14 protein-coding genes are annotated in these 17,633 nt (G+C 48.3%); 13 read left to right on the top strand and 1 reads right to left on the bottom strand.

All coding sequences use genetic code 11. The features are described 5' to 3' along the window. Positions 1-135 precede the first annotated feature (135 nt). From M1L66_RS24795 to M1L66_RS24755, 9 genes are all read left to right on the top strand, one after another. On the top strand, positions 136-3,060 hold the full coding sequence (locus M1L66_RS24795; RefSeq protein WP_434694320.1) for an insulinase family protein: 2,925 nt from the start codon (positions 136-138) through the stop codon (positions 3,058-3,060). 62 nt (positions 3,061-3,122) lie between these two features. Beyond that, the gene (gene era, locus M1L66_RS24790; RefSeq protein ID WP_187024014.1) at positions 3,123-4,028 is read left to right on the top strand and encodes a GTPase Era; all 906 of its coding nucleotides are present in this window, start codon (positions 3,123-3,125) and stop codon (positions 4,026-4,028) included. A 15-nt stretch (positions 4,029-4,043) separates the two neighbouring features. Further along, complete coding sequence (recO, locus tag M1L66_RS24785; protein WP_434694318.1) at positions 4,044-4,706, top strand: DNA repair protein RecO; 663 nt, start codon at positions 4,044-4,046, stop codon at positions 4,704-4,706. A gap of 81 nt (positions 4,707-4,787) precedes the next feature. Continuing rightward, positions 4,788-6,203, top strand: coding sequence for an ATP-binding protein (locus M1L66_RS24780; protein WP_434688697.1), 1,416 nt, complete (start codon positions 4,788-4,790; stop codon positions 6,201-6,203). Positions 6,204-6,276: 73 nt separating this feature from the next. Next, complete coding sequence (locus M1L66_RS24775) at positions 6,277-6,903, top strand: hypothetical protein (protein ID WP_187024016.1); 627 nt, start codon at positions 6,277-6,279, stop codon at positions 6,901-6,903. 44 nt (positions 6,904-6,947) lie between these two features. Beyond that, entirely contained in the window at positions 6,948-8,336 is a 1,389-nt protein-coding gene (locus M1L66_RS24770) for a glycine--tRNA ligase (protein WP_434688696.1), read from the top strand. Positions 8,337-8,351: 15 nt separating this feature from the next. Beyond that, a complete protein-coding gene (locus tag M1L66_RS24765) occupies positions 8,352-9,245 on the top strand; it encodes a MurR/RpiR family transcriptional regulator (RefSeq protein WP_187024018.1) in 894 nt (297 codons plus the stop codon). A gap of 161 nt (positions 9,246-9,406) precedes the next feature. Then, positions 9,407-11,284 (top strand): beta-glucoside-specific PTS transporter subunit IIABC, encoded by a 1,878-nt coding sequence (locus M1L66_RS24760; protein ID WP_434688695.1) that lies wholly within the window; start codon positions 9,407-9,409, stop codon positions 11,282-11,284. 11 nt (positions 11,285-11,295) lie between these two features. Further along, on the top strand, positions 11,296-12,702 hold the full coding sequence (locus tag M1L66_RS24755) for a glycoside hydrolase family 1 protein (protein ID WP_434688694.1): 1,407 nt from the start codon (positions 11,296-11,298) through the stop codon (positions 12,700-12,702). A gap of 108 nt (positions 12,703-12,810) precedes the next feature. On the opposite strand, the gene M1L66_RS24750 is transcribed toward M1L66_RS24755, so the two are convergent. After that, positions 12,811-13,359, bottom strand: a complete 549-nt coding sequence (locus tag M1L66_RS24750; RefSeq protein ID WP_187024021.1) for a Fic family protein — start codon at positions 13,357-13,359, stop codon at positions 12,811-12,813. Positions 13,360-13,622: 263 nt separating this feature from the next. On the opposite strand from M1L66_RS24750, the gene M1L66_RS24745 reads away from it, so the two are divergent. The 4 genes from M1L66_RS24745 to M1L66_RS24730 all read left to right on the top strand — a co-directional run bounded on the left by M1L66_RS24745 (position 13,623) and on the right by M1L66_RS24730 (position 17,618). Next, positions 13,623-14,981, top strand: a complete 1,359-nt coding sequence (locus tag M1L66_RS24745; protein WP_434688693.1) for an ABC transporter substrate-binding protein — start codon at positions 13,623-13,625, stop codon at positions 14,979-14,981. A 169-nt stretch (positions 14,982-15,150) separates the two neighbouring features. Further along, positions 15,151-16,026, top strand: a complete 876-nt coding sequence (locus M1L66_RS24740) for a carbohydrate ABC transporter permease (RefSeq protein ID WP_434688692.1) — start codon at positions 15,151-15,153, stop codon at positions 16,024-16,026. 46 nt (positions 16,027-16,072) lie between these two features. Continuing rightward, positions 16,073-16,885, top strand: coding sequence for a carbohydrate ABC transporter permease (locus M1L66_RS24735; RefSeq protein ID WP_320928623.1), 813 nt, complete (start codon positions 16,073-16,075; stop codon positions 16,883-16,885). 13 nt (positions 16,886-16,898) lie between these two features. Next, positions 16,899-17,618 carry a GntR family transcriptional regulator gene (locus M1L66_RS24730; protein WP_187024025.1) on the top strand — a complete coding sequence of 240 codons (720 nt, stop codon included), beginning with the start codon at positions 16,899-16,901 and terminating at the stop codon, positions 17,616-17,618. Positions 17,619-17,633: the final 15 nt, after the last annotated feature.

The raw sequence follows: 17,633 nt of genomic DNA, 5'->3' as shown, positions 1-17,633 counted from the left end.
CGCCCTACTTGTGGTATGCTATATTGGACTGGAAAAGTAAAGTTCCGTTCTTCTTTTACACATAATAATGAAAACGCCAGAGAATGGGCAAGATGGTAATAAAGAGAATATGTTAAGGAAGGAATGAAGAAATATATGAGACAGTTAGAGAATTTGACAGCCTATGAGGTTGTGGAAGAAAGACAGTTGGACGAGATGAAAGCCATGGGAACCGTGCTGCGCCACAAGAAAAGCGGAGCGCGGATTTTTGCTGTATCATGTGACGATGAGAATAAGGTATTTTCCATTGGGTTCCGCACGCCGCCGGAGGACAGCACCGGCGTGGCCCATATTCTGGAGCACAGCACCTTATGCGGTTCTGAGAAGTTTCCGGTAAAGGATCCGTTTGTGGAACTGGTAAAGGGATCCTTAAACACGTTTTTAAATGCCATGACGTATCCCGATAAGACGGTTTATCCTGTGGCGAGCTGCAATGAAAAGGACTTCCAGAATCTGATGAATGTCTATATGGATGCCGTTTTTAATCCTAATATTTATAAGGAACCGAATATTTTCATGCAGGAGGGCTGGCATTACGAGCTGGAGAGTCCGGAGGCAGATTTAATCTATAACGGCGTCGTCTATAATGAGATGAAGGGAGCGTTCTCCTCACCGGAGGAGGTCCTGGACCGTTATACGAGAAAGGTTCTGTTCCCGGATAACTGTTATGGGCAGGAATCGGGCGGAGATCCCGCGTTTATTCCGGATCTGACGTACGATCAGTTCCTGAATTTTCATAAGAGATATTACCATCCTTCCAACAGCTATATCTATCTGTACGGTGACATGGATATGGCGGAGAAGCTGGAATGGCTGAATGACCAGTATCTCTCCAAATACGATATCGCTGAGATCGACTCTAGGATTCTGCCGCAGGAGCCGTTTGACCGGCCGGTGGAGGAAGAGACCCATTACTCTATTACTGACGGAGAGTCCGAGGAGCAGGCCACCTATCTTTCCATCAATACCGTGGTTGGCAATGACTTGGACCCGCAGCTTTACGTGGCGTTCCAGGTTCTGGAATACACTCTTCTGGATGCGCCGGGAGCACCGCTTAAGCAGGCGCTCATTGATGCCGGAATCGGCCAGGATATTCTGGGCGGATATCAGAACGGCATCCTTCAGCCCTATTTTTCCGTAATCGCAAAGAATGCGGATAAGGAGCAGAAAGGGGAGTTCCTCGCCGTAGTAAAGGGAACACTCCGCAAGCTGGCGGATCAGGGAATCAACAAAAAGAGCTTAAAGGCCGGATTGAATTTCTATGAATTCCGTTACCGTGAGGCAGACTACGGTTCCGCGCCCAAAGGGCTGATGTACGGCCTTCAGTGCATGGACAGCTGGCTCTATGACGGAGATCCGATGATGCACCTGACCTATCAGAAGACCTTCAGTTATTTGAAAACTGTGGTTGATGAGGGCTATTTCGAGCAGCTGATCCGCGATTATCTGCTGGATAATCCATTTGAAGCCGTATTGGTGGTCAGTCCGGAGAAGAATCTGACGGCAAAGGAAGACGAGAAGACGGCCAGACGCCTGGCTGCCTACAAGGCCTCGCTTTCGGAGGAAGAGATCGATGCTCTCGTCGAGCAGACCAGGGCGCTTCGGGAGTACCAGGAGACACCGTCTCCTCAGGAGGAACTAAAGAAGATACCCATGCTTTCCAGAGAGGACATCGGCAGAGAGCCGGAGGAGATTATCTGGGAAGAGAAAGAGGTCGAAGGCGTGAAGGTGATTCATCACGAGATGTTTACCTCGGGCATCGGCTATCTGAAACTTCTGTTTGACACCTCCCGTGTGCCGGAAGAAGACTTATGTTATGTCGGCCTGCTCAAATCCGTGCTGGGATTCGTAGACACAGAGCATTACACGTATGGGGATCTGACGAGTGAGATCCATTTAAACAGCGGCGGTATTAATTTAAGCGTTACGTCCTATCCGAATTTAAAGAACAGCGCTGATTTCAAAGGCGTATTTATCGCCAGCGTCAGAGTGCTGTATGACAAGCTGGACTTCGGTTTCTCCATTCTCGGTGAGATTCTGAAGAATTCCATTTTGGACGATGAGAAGCGGCTGGGAGAGGTAATCAGCGAGACCAGATCCAGAGGCAGGATGAAGCTGGAGGGAGCATGCCATTCGGCGGCTGTAGCCAGAGCAACCTCCTATTTCTCACCGACCTCCTATTATAATGACAACACCGGAGGAATCGGATATTACCAGTTCTTAGAACAGTTAGACCGGGATTACGCGGATCGTAAGAAGGAGATTATCGCCAGGTTAAAGCAGGTGATGGAGCGCCTTTTCACCGTGGAAAACCTGCTGGTCAGCTACACGGCTGATGAGGAAGGCTTCCGGCAGCTTCCCGCGGCGCTTCGGAAATTAAAGGAAATGCTTCCGGAAGGCAGCAAAGAGACGTATCCATTTACGTTTCCTGCCGGCAACCGTAACGAAGGCTTTAAGACGGCCTCCCAGGTCAATTACGTGGCCAGATGCGGAACCTTTGCCGGAAGCGGATACGCCTATACAGGCGCGCTGCGCATCTTAAAGGTCATCTTAAGCTATGATTACCTGTGGATCAATTTAAGGGTAAAGGGCGGTGCCTACGGCTGTATGAGCGGCTTCGGGCGTTCCGGTGAAGGGTATCTCACCTCCTACCGTGACCCGAACTTAAAAGAGACGAATGAGATCTATGAGGGCATTGTGGAGTATCTGGAGCATTTCGACGTAGATGACCGTGACATGACGAAGTATGTCATCGGCACCATCAGCGATATGGATGTACCGTATCCGCCTTCCACGAAGGGAAGCCGCGGCCTGTCCGCATACTTATCCGGCGTGGATGATGGTATGATGCAGCAGGAGCGGGATGAGATATTAAACGCAACAAAGGACGATATCCGTGCGCTGGCTCCGATCGTGAAGGCGGTTCTTGCCACCGGAAGCTTATGCGTGATCGGCAACGAGGAGAAGATAGAAGCGAATAAGGCGATGTTCTACGAGACAGAGACCTTGTTCCACTCATAAAGATGAGCCGTCTCAACTGTTGCAAAAGAATAAAAATTGACATCGACTACGAAGGAGAATGAATGGACAATCAATATAAATCGGGTTTTGTAACACTGATCGGACGCCCCAATGTGGGAAAATCCACGCTGATGAACCATCTGATCGGCCAGAAGATCGCCATCACGTCAGATAAGCCCCAGACCACCAGAAACCGCATTCAGACCGTCTTTACGGACGAGAGGGGACAGATCATCTTTCTGGACACTCCGGGGATCCACAAGGCCAAGAACAAGCTTGGCGAGTATATGGTGAGTGTGGCGGAGCATACCCTGAAGGAAGTGGATGTGGTGCTGTGGCTGGTGGAGCCGACCACGTTTATCGGAGCGGGAGAGCGCCATATCGCGGAGCAGCTTCAGAACGTGAAGACACCCGTGATCCTGGTTATCAACAAGATCGACACCATAAAGAATCAGGACGAGATTCTGGAATTTATCTCCGCCTACAAGGATGTATGCAGCTTTGCGGAGATCGTTCCGGTGTCGGCGCTGAAGGATAAAAACACGGATCTGATGCTGGATTTAATCTACAAGTATCTGCCCTGCGGACCTCAGTACTACGATGAGGACACCGTTACGGACCAGCCCATGCGCCAGATCGCTGCGGAGCTGATCCGTGAAAAAGCGCTGCGGCTGCTGAGTGACGAGATTCCCCATGGAATCGCCGTCACCATCGAGAAGATGACAGAGCGGAAAAACGGTATGATGGACATCGAGGCCACGATTATCTGTGAGCGCGACTCCCACAAGGGAATCATCATAGGCAAGGGCGGCGCCATGTTAAAGAGAATCGGCAGCGCGGCGCGCCGGGAGATCGAGGATCTGATGGACACCCAGGTGAACTTACAGATATGGGTCAAGGTCCGGAAGGAATGGCGTGACAGCGAACTGTATATGAAAAACTACGGATACAATGGAAAAGAAATTTAGAAACGGGTGATCGATGTGAGAGAGGCTGTCAGGCTTACAGGGATGGTGTTAAAGGCCGTTCCGTCCGGGGAGATGGACAAACGTCTGGTGATCCTTACGAAGGAGCGCGGTAAAATCACGGCGTTTGCCAGGGGTGCCAGAAGGCCGGGCAGCATGCTCATGGCCTGCGGCCGTCCCTTTGCCTTCGGGCAGTTTACGTTATATGAAGGGCGGGATTCCTATTCCCTGCAGTCGGCGGAAATCTCCAATTACTTTGATGAGCTTTCCATGGACGTGGAGGGAACGTGCTACGGCTCCTATTTCCTGGAATTTACGGACTACTACACCAGGGAGAATATGGACGGTACGGCCATGCTGAAGCTGTTATACCAGTCGGTGAGGGCCCTTTTAAAGCCGGCGGTTCCCAATGAGCTGGTCCGGCGCGTGTACGAACTGAAGGCCATGGCCATCAACGGGGAGTACACGGAAAAGCCCCCCAGGGAGGTCAGCGACTCGGCCAATTACGCATGGGAATTCGTCGTGCTGTCGCCGATCGAGCATCTCTATACCTTTGCGCTGACCGACGCCGTCTCCCAGGAATTCGGGAGGTGCGTGGAGATTAATAAGAAGCGCTTTATCGACCGGGAATTTCATTCCCTGGATATTCTGGAGGCGATGACGGGGCGGCGGCCTCTGTGAAAAGTGCTGTCTGATCTATTGGAAAGGTATGGCGGAGGGACTCGGCTGTGCCTTTTCTTTAAAAAGAAAAGGGGAATGCGGGTGAATATAAAAGAACTGATAGGTGAGACAAATGTTTATGATAAAAAGCAGGCATTAGAGGAACGCAGACCTAAAAGCTGGTGTAAAAGTGTCAGTGCATTTGCAAATGGAAATGGCGGTAAGCTGATTTTTGGTGTTGCAGATGATGACACTATTACAGGGCTTGGTGATGTGAGGCACGATTCGGAAGTAATCAGCGAACAAATAAAAAGCAGGATAGACCCAATCCCCAAGTTTGATCTGGTTATTCAAACTGTAGACAATAAAGAAATTATCATTCTGGAAATCAGCAGAGGACTGGAGACTCCTTATTATTATGTGAGTGAAGGGACCCGCACTGCGTATCAGAGGGTGGGAAATGAGAGTATACCGGTTGATGCCAGGGGTCTTAAGGAACTGATATTACGAGGAATTGATTCTACTTATGACAGCAGCATTTCACGATACGAATTTGAAAATTATTCGTTTACTAAACTGAAGGCGGCCTATAAACAAAGAACTGGAGAAAACTTTGACGAGGACGATTTTATTTCTTTTGGCATTGTTTCGGAGGATGGAAAATTGACAAATGCCGGGGCATTGCTGGCGGATGAATCCCCGATCAGACACTCTCGCTTATTCTGTACGAGATGGAACGGAGTGGATAAAGCGGCAGGAACTATGGATGCGCTGGATGATAAGGAATTTACAGGAAGTCTGGTGGTGCTCCTGGAAAATGGGCTGGACTTTGTAAGGACTAATTCAAAAGTGAAATGGAAAAAGACTGGGGAAGAGAGAATTGAACTGCCGGACTATCCAAGAAGAAGTGTTTTGGAGGGACTGGTAAACGCATTGATTCATCGCCAGTATTTGGATTTGGGGAGTGAAGTACACATTGATATTTTTGATGACCGGCTGGAAATTTACTCGCCGGGTGGAATGTGCGATGGTTCGTTTATACAGGAGCGGGATATTAATAAAATTCCATCAAAGCGCAGAAATCCGGTTATTGCAGATATTTTTAACCGTTTGAAGTATATGGAAAGAAGAGGAAGTGGATTTAAGAAAATCCAAAGTGTATATCAGTCTCAATATTTATATACGGATAGGCTGAGTCCCCAATTTTATTCAGATAAAGAAAATTTTATTCTGACGTTGAAGAATCTTAATTATGAAGGAGCCGAAAAAGGAGCCGAAAAAGGAGCCGAAAAAGGAGCCGAAAAAGGAGCCGAAAAAATGAAGATTCAAAAAATGGAGGAGCGAAAAGAAAAAATACTGTCATTGATAAAAGCAAATCCCAGTATCACACAGGGTGAAATTATGGAAAAATTAAATCTGTCCAGAAAGCAGGTACAAAGTTTAATGAAATTATTAAACAATCAGGGGCAGATCCGAAGGATTGGCTCTAACAGGAATGGTTATTGGGAGGTTTCTTGACTATAAACTATTGAAATGACGGAATGCATTTGGTATAATGCTTTCATATGCGCCAAATGCAGGAGGATGATGAATGAAAAAAATGAAAGCGGTCCTGGCGGTTCTCATCACAGCGGGGATACTCGCCGGATGTGCCGGAAGAGGGGGAACAAGTACCTTTGAGCCTAAGAGCAGCGGCATTTTCGTGACGGATGCGGGAACATTTTCGACGGCTACCGTTGAGACGTACGACAACCAGGATTATTATAATGAAGAGGAATGGAAGACCTTCCTTGAAGAAAACGTGGCGGCGTATAACGCGGAACACGGAGAGGGAGCGGTTACCTTACAGACATGCAGTTTAAAGGAAGGCACTGCCAGCATGATCTTTGATTATGCGACAGGAAGCGACTTAGCCCAGTTTACGGCCCTTTACGAGGACACAGCCAATTTAGTGAACTCCATCGATATCATTCCCGTGGCTCAGGCCCTGGAAGAAGCGGGGGCGGCCGGAACGATATTTGTCAAGACGGCGGACGGCAAGACGGCATCTACGGATGAGATTGCAAAGAAGACCGATTACCACGTCGTAGCCGTGGACGGCGGACCGATAAAGCTTCAGACAGAAGGAAAGATTATGTACACCTCCGACGGAGTAAAATTAAACAGCAGCTTCATCGCAGAGATCTCCGAAGGAAAGAATTACATCATATTCAAATAAAGAATCCGGATGCGGATGGAATAAAAGAAGAGAGGTTTGAGGACATGGAAAAGACAATGGAAAAAATTGTAGCGCTGGCAAAATCGAGAGGATTCGTTTATCCGGGTTCTGAGATTTACGGCGGCCTTGCAAATACCTGGGATTACGGCAACTTGGGTGTGGAACTGAAGAATAATGTAAAGAAGGCATGGTGGCAGAAATTTGTCCAGGAAAGCCCGTACAACGTGGGTGTGGACTGTGCGATCTTAATGAACTCACAGACCTGGGTGGCTTCCGGCCATTTAGGCGGCTTCTCCGATCCGTTAATGGACTGCAAGGCCTGCAAGGAGCGTTTCCGCGCAGATAAGCTGATTGAGGATTACATCGCCGAGCACGGCATCACGATCGAAGGCTCTGTAGATGCCTGGTCTCAGGAAGAGATGAAAAAGTACATTGATGACAACAACATCTGCTGTCCCAGCTGCGGAAAGCATGATTTCACCGACATCCGCCAGTTCAACTTAATGTTTAAGACCTTCCAGGGCGTTACGGAAGACGCCAAGAACACAGTTTACTTAAGACCTGAGACAGCACAGGGAATCTTTGTAAACTTTAAGAACGTTCAGAGAACCTCCAGAAAGAAAATTCCGTTCGGCATCGGACAGGTCGGTAAATCCTTCCGCAACGAGATTACGCCGGGCAACTTTACCTTCCGTACCAGAGAGTTTGAGCAGATGGAGCTGGAATTCTTCTGTGAGCCGGGTACCGACTTAGAGTGGTTCTCCTACTGGAAACAGTTCTGTATCGACTGGCTGAAGGCGCTGGGCATGAAGGAAGACGAGATGCGCGCCCGTGACCACGCTCCGGAAGAGCTCTGCTTCTACAGCAAGGCCACCACGGACATCGAGTTCCTGTTCCCATTTGGCTGGGGCGAGCTTTGGGGTGTTGCGGACAGAACGGATTACGACTTGACGCAGCATCAGAACACATCCGGCCAGGATATGTCCTATTTTGATGATGAGAAGAAAGAAAAATATATTCCATACGTAATCGAGCCGTCTCTCGGCGCCGACCGTGTGACACTGGCATTCTTATGTTCTGCATACGATGAGGAAGAGATTGGCGAGGGCGATGTGCGTACCGTTCTCCATTTCCACCCGGCTATCGCGCCGGTGAAGATCGGTGTGCTACCGCTTTCCAAGAAGCTGAACGAGGGCGCAGAGAAAATTTACGCCGAGCTTTCCAAGTACTACAACTGTGAATTCGACGACAGAGGAAACATCGGCAAGCGTTACAGAAGACAGGATGAGATCGGAACACCGTTCTGTGTAACGTACGATTTTGATTCCGAGGATGACCATGCGGTTACGGTCCGTGACCGCGATACCATGGAGCAGGTGAGAGTTCCGATCACCGAACTGAAGAACTATTTTGAGGATAAATTCCGTTTTTAATGCGGGAGTGATCGGATGATTCTGGAAAAATTAAAACGTATGGAAGGCTTTACCCACCAGGAGCAGGCGGTGGCGCGGTACATTCTGGACCACGTAGAGGAAATCCAGCAGATGTCCACCGAGGAGTTAGCCAGGGTATCCTTTACCAGCAAAGCCACGGTTGTCCGGCTGTGCAAAAAGCTGGAGGTGGAGGGCTATCAGGAACTGAAATTAAAGCTGGTCTCGGAGATGGTGCAGAACATCCGGGTCAATCAGCTCTTAAGCAAGGAGCCGATCACGGAGAAAAGCACATTTTCGGATATCCTCCATACGCTGCCGAAGCTGTATGACAAGGCCATCACCGACACGGAGCTGTGCATGGACAGGAACGTCATGATCCGCGTCTGCAACCGGATTAAGGCGGCGGACCGGATCGATATCTATGGCAGCGGGATCAGCTATATCCTGGCCCAATCGGCAGCATTTAAGTTCGCCACCCTCGGTATGGAGTGCGCGGCATATGAGAGCGTCAACGCGCATTATCTGTCCGCGGGAAAAAAGAAGAAAACGGTGTCCTTTGTGATCACATATACCGGAGCCAACAAGAACATGATCGAAGCCGCCCGGTATTTGAAGGAAACGACGGAAACGTTCGTTGTGGGGATCGTAGGCCGTCACAATGAAGAGATCCGTAAATGGTGTCACGAGATCGTGGAAATCCCTTCCAGAGATTCCCTGCTCAGCCTAAAGGTGATCACCTCCTTTACTGCGGCCACCTATGTGCTGGATATCTTCTTTTCTATGCTTCTGGCCCAGACGTATGAAAAGCATGTGAAATCCTCTCTTGAGATGGTTTGCCATGAGACGCTCCGGATCGGTGTGGACTACTGGAATCTGAAGGAACCGCCGGAGGACGGGGAAAGCTCTTGATGATAGGCACAATAAGAATCTGTTTTGAACCGCTGTTTCAAAAAAACAGCGGTTTTTTTGATGATTTTTGAAACGGTGAACCATTTCCCGTTTTCCGTAGTGAAGAAATGGGTATGATGTGTTACGATGAGTCCATCAAAAGAAAAGAGGGGACCGAGTAAATGGATTATAAAAAACTTGCAGAAGAAATCCTTATAAAAATCGGCGGAGAAGAGAATATCTCCGGGCTTACCCATTGTGCCACCAGACTCCGTTTTAATTTAAAAGACGAGGGAAAGGCGCAGACGGAGGCCTTAAAGAAAGTGAACGGCGTCATGGGCGTCATCAGCAAAGGCGGCCAGTATCAGGTGGTCATCGGCAGCGACGTGGCCAGCGTATACAAGCCGCTGACGGAGATGTGCGAGCACACAGCGGAAGACGAAAGCGGCTCAGGGAAAGACAAGAAGGATGACAGGAAGATCGTAGCGCGGATGGTGGACACACTTTCCGGCATCTTCACACCGATTCTTCCGGCTATTACCGCCGCCGGTATGATCAAGGCGATCCTGGCGCTTTTAACGGCGTTCAGCCTCGTGGACAAGACGGGCACCACCTACCAGACCCTGAATTTTATGGCGGACGCGGCGTTCTATTTCCTGCCGATTCTGCTGGCAAATTCCGCAGCTAAAAAGTTCAAATGCAATCCTTACCTGGCGATGATGCTGGGCGGTATGCTGCTCCATCCGGATTTTATCAATATGGTGGCGGCCTCGAAGGAGAGCGGGGAAGCGATCCGAATCTTCCTGCTTCCAATCACTAATGCGGGATATTCATCCTCCGTACTTCCGATTATCCTGATCGTATGGTTCATGTCCTATGTAGAGCCGATCGCAGACCGGATTTCTCCGAAACCTGTGAAATTCTTTACGAAGCCTCTGATCACAGCCATCGTGACGGGAATCGTTGGCCTGGTGGTCATCGGACCGATCGGGACCATTATCAGTAACTTAATCGCTTCCGGCGTACACAGCTTAAACAATTACTGCAGCTGGCTGGTACCGGCTCTGGTAGGTGCATTTACACCGCTTTTAGTCATGACAGGAACCCATTACGGACTGATCCCTATCGGCATCAACAACCGTATGACCATGGGCTACGATACCCTGATCTATCCGGGTATGCTTGGCTCCAATGTGGCGCAGGGCGGCGCGGCTCTGGCGGTAGCATTCAAGAGTAAAAAATCTGAGATCAAGCAGCTGGCATCCTCGGCCGGAATCACGGCAGTCTGCGGAATTACAGAGCCTGCACTTTACGGTATCAACATTCGCTTCAAGACACCACTGTACGCGTCCATGATCGGCGGCGGTGTGGGCGGCTTCCTGATGGGAATCTTAAATGTTAAGAACTATTCAGGCGGTTCCCCGGGATTTTTAACACTGCCCAGCTATTTAGGCGGCGACACACTCACCAGCTTTTACTTTGCCTGTGCAGGCGCGGCGGTCAGTGTCGTGATTGCGTTCATTATTTCCTATGTACTGTATAAGGATCCGCAGGACGAGGACGGTAAAATGAGTGCCAAAGACCAGCTTAAGGATTCCACAAATACGAAGACGATTTTTGTCGCTGCTCCGCTTACCGGCGAGGCCGTATCCCTGGAAACAGTCAATGATCCCACATTTGCGGAAGGCATTCTGGGAAAAGGCATTGCGATACAGCCGTCGGAGGGACGCGTGGTATCTCCGGTGAACGGAACCATTGCCACGATCTTTGAGACCGGCCACGCCATGGGGCTTGTGTCGGAGGACGGGGCGGAGATTCTGATCCACGTAGGCCTGGACACAGTAAATTTAAATGGAAAACATTTCCATGTAAAAATGAAGTCCGGCGACACGGTAAAAGTGGGAGACTGCATTCTGGAATTTGATTTAGAAGCGATAAAAGCAGAAGGATACGATGTGATCACACCTGTCATCATATCCAATCATTTTAACTACAGTTCTGTCGACGCGGCGGCTGAAGGCCATGTGAAGACAGGAGAACCGCTTTTGAGGCTGCATTGATGGAGGGACGAATGATGACATTTCCGGAAAACTTTTTATGGGGCGGCGCGGTTTCCGCCAATCAGTGTGAGGGAGCGTATAACGAAGACGGGAAAGGTCTTTCTGTCCAGGATGTTCTTCCCCACGGCCTGCGGGGAGAACGGACAGAGGGTCCCACCGCAGACAATCTGAAGCTGGAAGCGATCGATTTCTACCACAGCTACGAAGAAGACATCCGTCTTTTTGCAGAGATGGGATTCAAGGTATTCCGAACCTCTATCGCCTGGTCGAGAATCTTTCCTGAGGGAGACGAGGAGACGCCCAATGAGAAAGGGCTGGAATTTTATGACCGCCTGTTTGACGAATGCTTAAAATACGGGATAGAACCGCTGGTTACGATATCCCATTATGAGACTCCGCTGGGGCTGGCGGAAAAGTATGACGGCTGGAGAAGCCGGAAACTGATCGGATTTTTCGCGCGGTACTGCCGCACCATTTTCACCAGATATAAGGATAAGGTGAAGTACTGGCTGACATTTAACGAGATCAATTCCCTTCTTCACGCCCCGTTTATGAGCGGGGGCATTAAAACGCCGGCGGAACAGCTGACGGAACAGGATTTGTACCAGGCCATGCACCACGAGCTGGTAGCCAGCGCCCTGGCTGTAAAGCTGGGCCATGAGCTGATGCCCGGTGCGAAGATCGGCTGTATGATTCTGGGAATTACGGTCTATCCCCTGACTCCCGATCCGGACGATATCATTGCGACCATGGAGAAAGACAGGGAAACGCTCCTGTTCGCAGATATTCACGCCCGCGGAACGTATCCGAAGTATCTCTTAAACTATTTTAAGGATCATGGAATTGAGATCCGTATGGAGCCGGAGGATCAGGAAATCCTGAAAAACACAGTGGATTTCATCTCCTTCAGCTACTATTCCAGCATCTGCGCCACCACCCATAAAGAGCTTGGCGAGCCGACCGGCGGCAACTTGTCAAAGGGGTATAAGAATCCGTATTTAAAGGCTACCGCCTGGGGCTGGCAGATCGATCCCAAGGGGCTTCGCTACACGCTGAACCGGCTCTATGACAGGTATCAGCTTCCGCTGTTTATCGTGGAAAACGGCATCGGTGCAGAGGATCAGCTGGTGACTCTGGAAAATGGGGAAAAGACGGTGCTCGACGACTACCGGATCGACTATCTGCAGCAGCATCTGATCCAGGTGCGCGAAGCCATATGCGACGGTGTGGAGATTATGGGCTATACATCCTGGGGCTGTATCGACCTGGTGAGCGCCTCCACGGCGGAGATGAGAAAACGGTATGGCTACATCTACGTGGACCGGAATGATGACGGCACCGGAAGCTTGAAGCGGTACCGCAAGAAGTCATTCTGGTGGTATCGGGACGTGATCGCAGGCAACGGTGCCAGTTTATAGATCAGAGAAACAAAAAACGTACTATAGCAAGGAACCGGTTCGGGAATGACAGCATCGTATCATTTCCGAACCGGTTCCTTGTTTTTGTTTAAGCTGTGTGGTTATTTATTATCGTATTTCCTGACACGGCCTGTCGGGCTGTGGAACACGTTTCTGCCCTTCCTCCAGGACGCATTCTGCGATCAGACGGGAGAATGGCTCCATATTGTATTCTTTTCTGGATATAGTGAGTGCATGGTGATACGCTTCCTGACGCTCTGGGCCGATAGAGATGGGGAGGTAGCCGGCAGAAATCAGAATCTGGTTCATGAGCAGTAATGCAGTCTCTTCATTTGCATCGTCAAAGGGCTGAATATCAATCAGTCGTTTACCAGCCATGGCCGCCAGTTCAATGGGATGGAGCGAAGACTTTGAGGACTGGATCTGATCCGCCAGGTGACCTGTTAGTCTTTTAATATCTTCCGGATGAGGCGGATGATACCTGTCTGCGAAATTGGTGGGCATACCGGTACGGTATGCATCAGACGGCAGGGCACTGCTGCCCGCCATGGCCGTTCTGTGAAGTTCCTTAATAGTGTCTTCCGTAACTGTGAAAGCTTCAGGAGAGCTGCATTGACAGCTGTCTGCCTGCTGTAAAAGATCCTTTAATTGTATCATGATAGATTCCTCCTGAACTTATTATACCATAAGTTAATAAAAGGGGGCAATGGGGAACGGTCAATACATTTCCACCGGTGAGACGTATTAAAAACAGTTGAAATTCAATACAACCCTCACGAATGTTCTATACATAATATATGAAAAACTGCTTAAAAAAACAGCGTAATCATGAAAAATAAATACATAATAGACAATAAATATGAATTATGATATTATAATGTTATAACATTATACACCTTAAAGAGGGAGGTTCAATCATAATGAGGAAAAGAACATTAGCGGTATTATTGAGTGCAGCGATGATAGCATGTTCCATCACAGGCTGCGGCGGAAACGGTGGTAAGGAAACAGAAGGACCGACGGCACAACAGGAGGAAGCAGCGGGAAAGAAGACAGAGAATAAAGAAGCAGAAGCGGCAAAGACAGAGGCCGGGGGAGACGGCGGTATTACAGGTAAGACAGAGTTTGCCAATGACAAGCTTCTCAACCTTGATTTAAGTATCATTCAGGGATATGAAGAGAGTGCCAAAAATGTGACAGGAATTGATGTGACAATAGTAACATCACCTGATGTGGCCGCTTATAAAACATCGATTCAGCAAAGTATTCATGATAAGAGTGCACCGGGGTTATTTACCTGGTGGGGCGGCTATCAGCTGCAGACTCTGGTAGATAACGGGCTGGTAGAAGATTTGACGGATCTATGGAAGGACTATATTACGCCTGCAGGTGTTTCCGCTGATATTGCAGACGCATTTACATATGACGGTAAGATTTATGCAGCTCCTTACAGTATACTTTATAATGTGATTCTTTACAACAAAGAGGTATTTGATAAAGCGGGGGTGAAGGAACCGGAGACTTTCGATGAATTTCTGACAGTATGTGAAACGCTGAAAGCGGCTGGAGTAACCCCGATCGCGTTTAAGAATGACTCATGGGCGGGCTTTATCTGGTTTCAGTCTCTGATTGCGGCCTATGAACCGCAGCTGTATCAGGATCTGTGTGACGGAACCGCCAAATACACCGATGAGCGTGTTGTAGAGGTAATGAATATCTGGAAAGAAATGATAGATAAGGGGTATTTTACAAAACCGATCTCCATAACCGATATGGAGAAGCAGATAGCAGGTGGTGAGATTGCCATGATTCTGGAGCCAAACCGTGAAATTAGTCCGCTGGTAAAAGATTATGGTATGGTTTCCGGAGAAAATCTGGATTCGTTTGTACTGCCATCCATGAATGGAGGCAAAAAAATAATCTTCTTTGAGACTGCTCCGATCTGTGTTGCCAAAGCAAGTGCGGACAGGGGGTCTGCGATGAAGGCTCTGGAAAAATGGTACGATAAAGATCATCAGAACTATATTTATCAGAACATAGGTTTAGCCAATACCAGCACAGTAGATGTAACTGATCCCGCATATGCGAAGACGCTGGAATACTCTGCCAGGCCGGATGAAATCTCCCTGATGCTGAGATATTACGAGAATACGCCCGAGGATATCAGAAATGTTGCTTTAGATGAACTGATGCGTTTTGAACTCGGTAACGGCACGATCGAGGATGTACTGGCTGTTATTCAGGCCAAGGCAGATGAATACTGGACCAGCACAAAATAGGACATGACAGCAAATAAGGCTGCGGCAGTAAGACAGCGGCAGCGAGGCGGTAAAAAAGGGTCCGGCGCTGCAAAGGATATGCGGTGCCGGGCCAGAGCCACCTGGCCTGAATATATCGTTTACAGCACCGCTCTCTGCGTTGGAGAATGATTACAATTGGAGGTTTATCATGAAGGAGAGGAACAAAAACAGAAAGGTAAAAATCAATACCGACTATCTCTATCTGGCACCTGCGGTACTGTTTGTCGGCTGCTTTTTTATCAGTTCTATTCTTTTTACCATAAATTTGAGCTTTTTTGAGTGGGATGGCTTTTCGCCCATGGAATTCACTGGCTTTTCTAACTATATCAAACTGTTTCAGGATCCTAATTTCAGAATCTCCTGTATGAATACAATTATCTGGGTTGTTTGCTCTCTGGTGGTTTCTTTAGTGATTCCGCTTCTTTTTGCAATTCTGATAACCAACAGTTTCTGGCCGTCAGGCTTAAAGAATGTATTTTATTTTCCGACTGCGTTGTCGGGTACGGTTGGAGGTCTGGTGATTTTTACAATTCTTTCTCTGTCCGGCCTTCCCCAGATATTTAAGTATATGGGTATGGATGATCTGGTTTATGACTGGCTCTCCATTCCATATGTGAATACGTTTATTATGATTGCCACCGGATTGTGGCAGGGAATAGGGCTCAATATTCTTCTCTTCATATCTGGTTTACACAATATTGACAGAAGCCCCATCGAGGCGGCTCAAATCGAAGGCGCGGGAACTATAAAAATGTATCAGAAGGTAATTCTTCCGCTGCTTAAGCCTACGATCATCGTAGTACTTTTAATGTCATTGGTGAACAGCTTCAAGGTGTTTGACAGTATCTGGGTTATGACCAAGGGCGGTCCATACCGGACCAGTGAAACGCTGGCACTTACCATGTATCTGGAATCCTTTGCATACGGAAGACTGGGAGCAGGTGCAGCAGTAGCTGTGGTGCTTACCGTTGTAATTCTGATTGTTTCGTATTTTAATATCAGAAATACATTCCGGGAAGACTGAACCAGATTTATGGTATCACAACAGCGATACAGAAATGGAGGAAGACATGAAGAACAAAAAAAACTGGCTGATTAACGGTATTTTATGCCTGCTTACCTGCGTGTGGCTTGCACCGATAGTCTTCGTACTGTTAAATACATTAAAGGGTAAGCAGGAGTATAATCTGGGAAGTCTCTGGGAACTGCCGGAGGGGAATCAGCTGTTTGCCAATTTTAAATATATTATAGACAGTAAGGTTATTTTCAGCGGGATGACCAGCAGTTTTATTTATGCGGTATTAGGAGCAGGCGGGGCGCTTATTATGGCAATTCTGGCGGCATATGCAATCGCCCATTTACGAATCAGGCATCGGCTGTTCTGGTTCCTGTTTATCTACAGCGGAACTATTTTCCCATTTCAAATCTATTTAATTCCGATCTATAAGGCATATTCAAAGGTCGGGCTTTACGATACGAGATTTGGGATGATCCTATTTTATATGGCGATCTGCATCCCATTCTGTATGTTCGTTCTGCGCAATTTCTTCATGGGAATAGATAAGGAAATCAGTGAATCAGCCAGGGTAGACGGCGCTTCGAAATTTCAGGTTTTGACAAGAATTTTTCTTCCTATGGCTAAAGCGCCGATTGCGATTTTATTCATGTCTCAATTTAACTGGTCATGGAACGATCTGATGTTTGGCCTGACATTCACGAAGACCCAGGGGATCCGTACCGTTATGGCGACGGTATCTTTAATGGACAGGGGAAATGTACCGGTGCTGTTCCTGGCCTGTCTCATCGTTTCTCTGCCGACGATTATTCTATTTGTTCTGCTCCAGAAAAATTTTGACAGCGGCTTTGTCTATACGACAAAGTGAAGGAGGGACATCAATGCTTAATAGAGAAAAGGGTTCGCCGCCTCTGTACTATCAGTTGAAGGAGGTATTGAAACAGGAGATTGAAGAAGAAAAATACAAGAAGGGAGACACCTTTCTAACAGAGCGGCAGCTGCAGGAGAAGTTCGGAGTAAGCCGCGTTACAGTGCGCCAGGCAGTCAGTGAATTGACAAATGAAGGGTATCTTCAGTGTTCCAGAGGTATTGGAACTGTTGTGGTATTCAATAAGATTAACGAGAACTTAAAGCAGGTCATAAGCTTTTCCGAGGAAATGGCGCACCATGGTATTACTATGAAAACAAGCCACTGCGTTATGGGCCGGGAAAAGGCGGGGAAGACGGTGGCGCTGAATCTTGGAATCCCGGAGGGCAGTTACTGCTATAAGCTGGAGCGCGTACGCTGTGCACAGAATATTCCGATTGTATACTCCATTACCTGGCTGACCAACAAATACCGGCTCCCTATTGACGATGACCTGTATCGTAATTCCTTATATGAGCTGTTAAAAGAAGAGTATGGTATCGTAATAGCACGCGGGTGCGATTCCTTTGAGGCGGCGCTGGCAACAGCCGTGACAGGAAAGTTTTTAAACATAGAGCAGGGCCAGCCTGTGTTTAAGCGTATTCGCAATACCTATGACCAGGACGGAGATATTCTGGAATATACCATATGTTATTATGCGGGAGAGCGGTATAAATATACCATAGAACTCTGATGACCGGTTCCGGAA

This window comes from Hungatella sp. SB206, from assembly GCF_051132295.1.
GTDB lineage: Bacteria > Bacillota > Clostridia > Lachnospirales > Lachnospiraceae > Hungatella > Hungatella effluvii.
Note: the sequence above shows the minus strand (reverse complement) of the source record. Positions and strands in the feature narration are given on the sequence as shown.

Excerpts from the sequence above, each read along its gene's own strand:
- M1L66_RS24760 (WP_434688695.1), top strand. The coding sequence starts at position 9,407 with ATGGATTATAAAAAACTTGCAGAAGAAATCCTTATAAAAATCGGCGGA.
- M1L66_RS24795 (WP_434694320.1), top strand. The coding sequence starts at position 136 with ATGAGACAGTTAGAGAATTTGACAGCCTATGAGGTTGTGGAAGAAAGA.
- M1L66_RS24765 (WP_187024018.1), top strand. The coding sequence starts at position 8,352 with ATGATTCTGGAAAAATTAAAACGTATGGAAGGCTTTACCCACCAGGAG.
- M1L66_RS24740 (WP_434688692.1), top strand. The coding sequence starts at position 15,151 with ATGAAGGAGAGGAACAAAAACAGAAAGGTAAAAATCAATACCGACTAT.
- M1L66_RS24735 (WP_320928623.1), top strand. The coding sequence starts at position 16,073 with ATGAAGAACAAAAAAAACTGGCTGATTAACGGTATTTTATGCCTGCTT.
- M1L66_RS24730 (WP_187024025.1), top strand. The coding sequence starts at position 16,899 with ATGCTTAATAGAGAAAAGGGTTCGCCGCCTCTGTACTATCAGTTGAAG.
- M1L66_RS24770 (WP_434688696.1), top strand. The coding sequence starts at position 6,948 with ATGGAAAAGACAATGGAAAAAATTGTAGCGCTGGCAAAATCGAGAGGA.
- M1L66_RS24745 (WP_434688693.1), top strand. The coding sequence starts at position 13,623 with ATGAGGAAAAGAACATTAGCGGTATTATTGAGTGCAGCGATGATAGCA.
- M1L66_RS24750 (WP_187024021.1), bottom strand. The coding sequence starts at position 13,359 with ATGATACAATTAAAGGATCTTTTACAGCAGGCAGACAGCTGTCAATGC.
- M1L66_RS24755 (WP_434688694.1), top strand. The coding sequence starts at position 11,296 with ATGATGACATTTCCGGAAAACTTTTTATGGGGCGGCGCGGTTTCCGCC.
- era (WP_187024014.1), top strand. The coding sequence starts at position 3,123 with ATGGACAATCAATATAAATCGGGTTTTGTAACACTGATCGGACGCCCC.
- M1L66_RS24775 (WP_187024016.1), top strand. The coding sequence starts at position 6,277 with ATGAAAAAAATGAAAGCGGTCCTGGCGGTTCTCATCACAGCGGGGATA.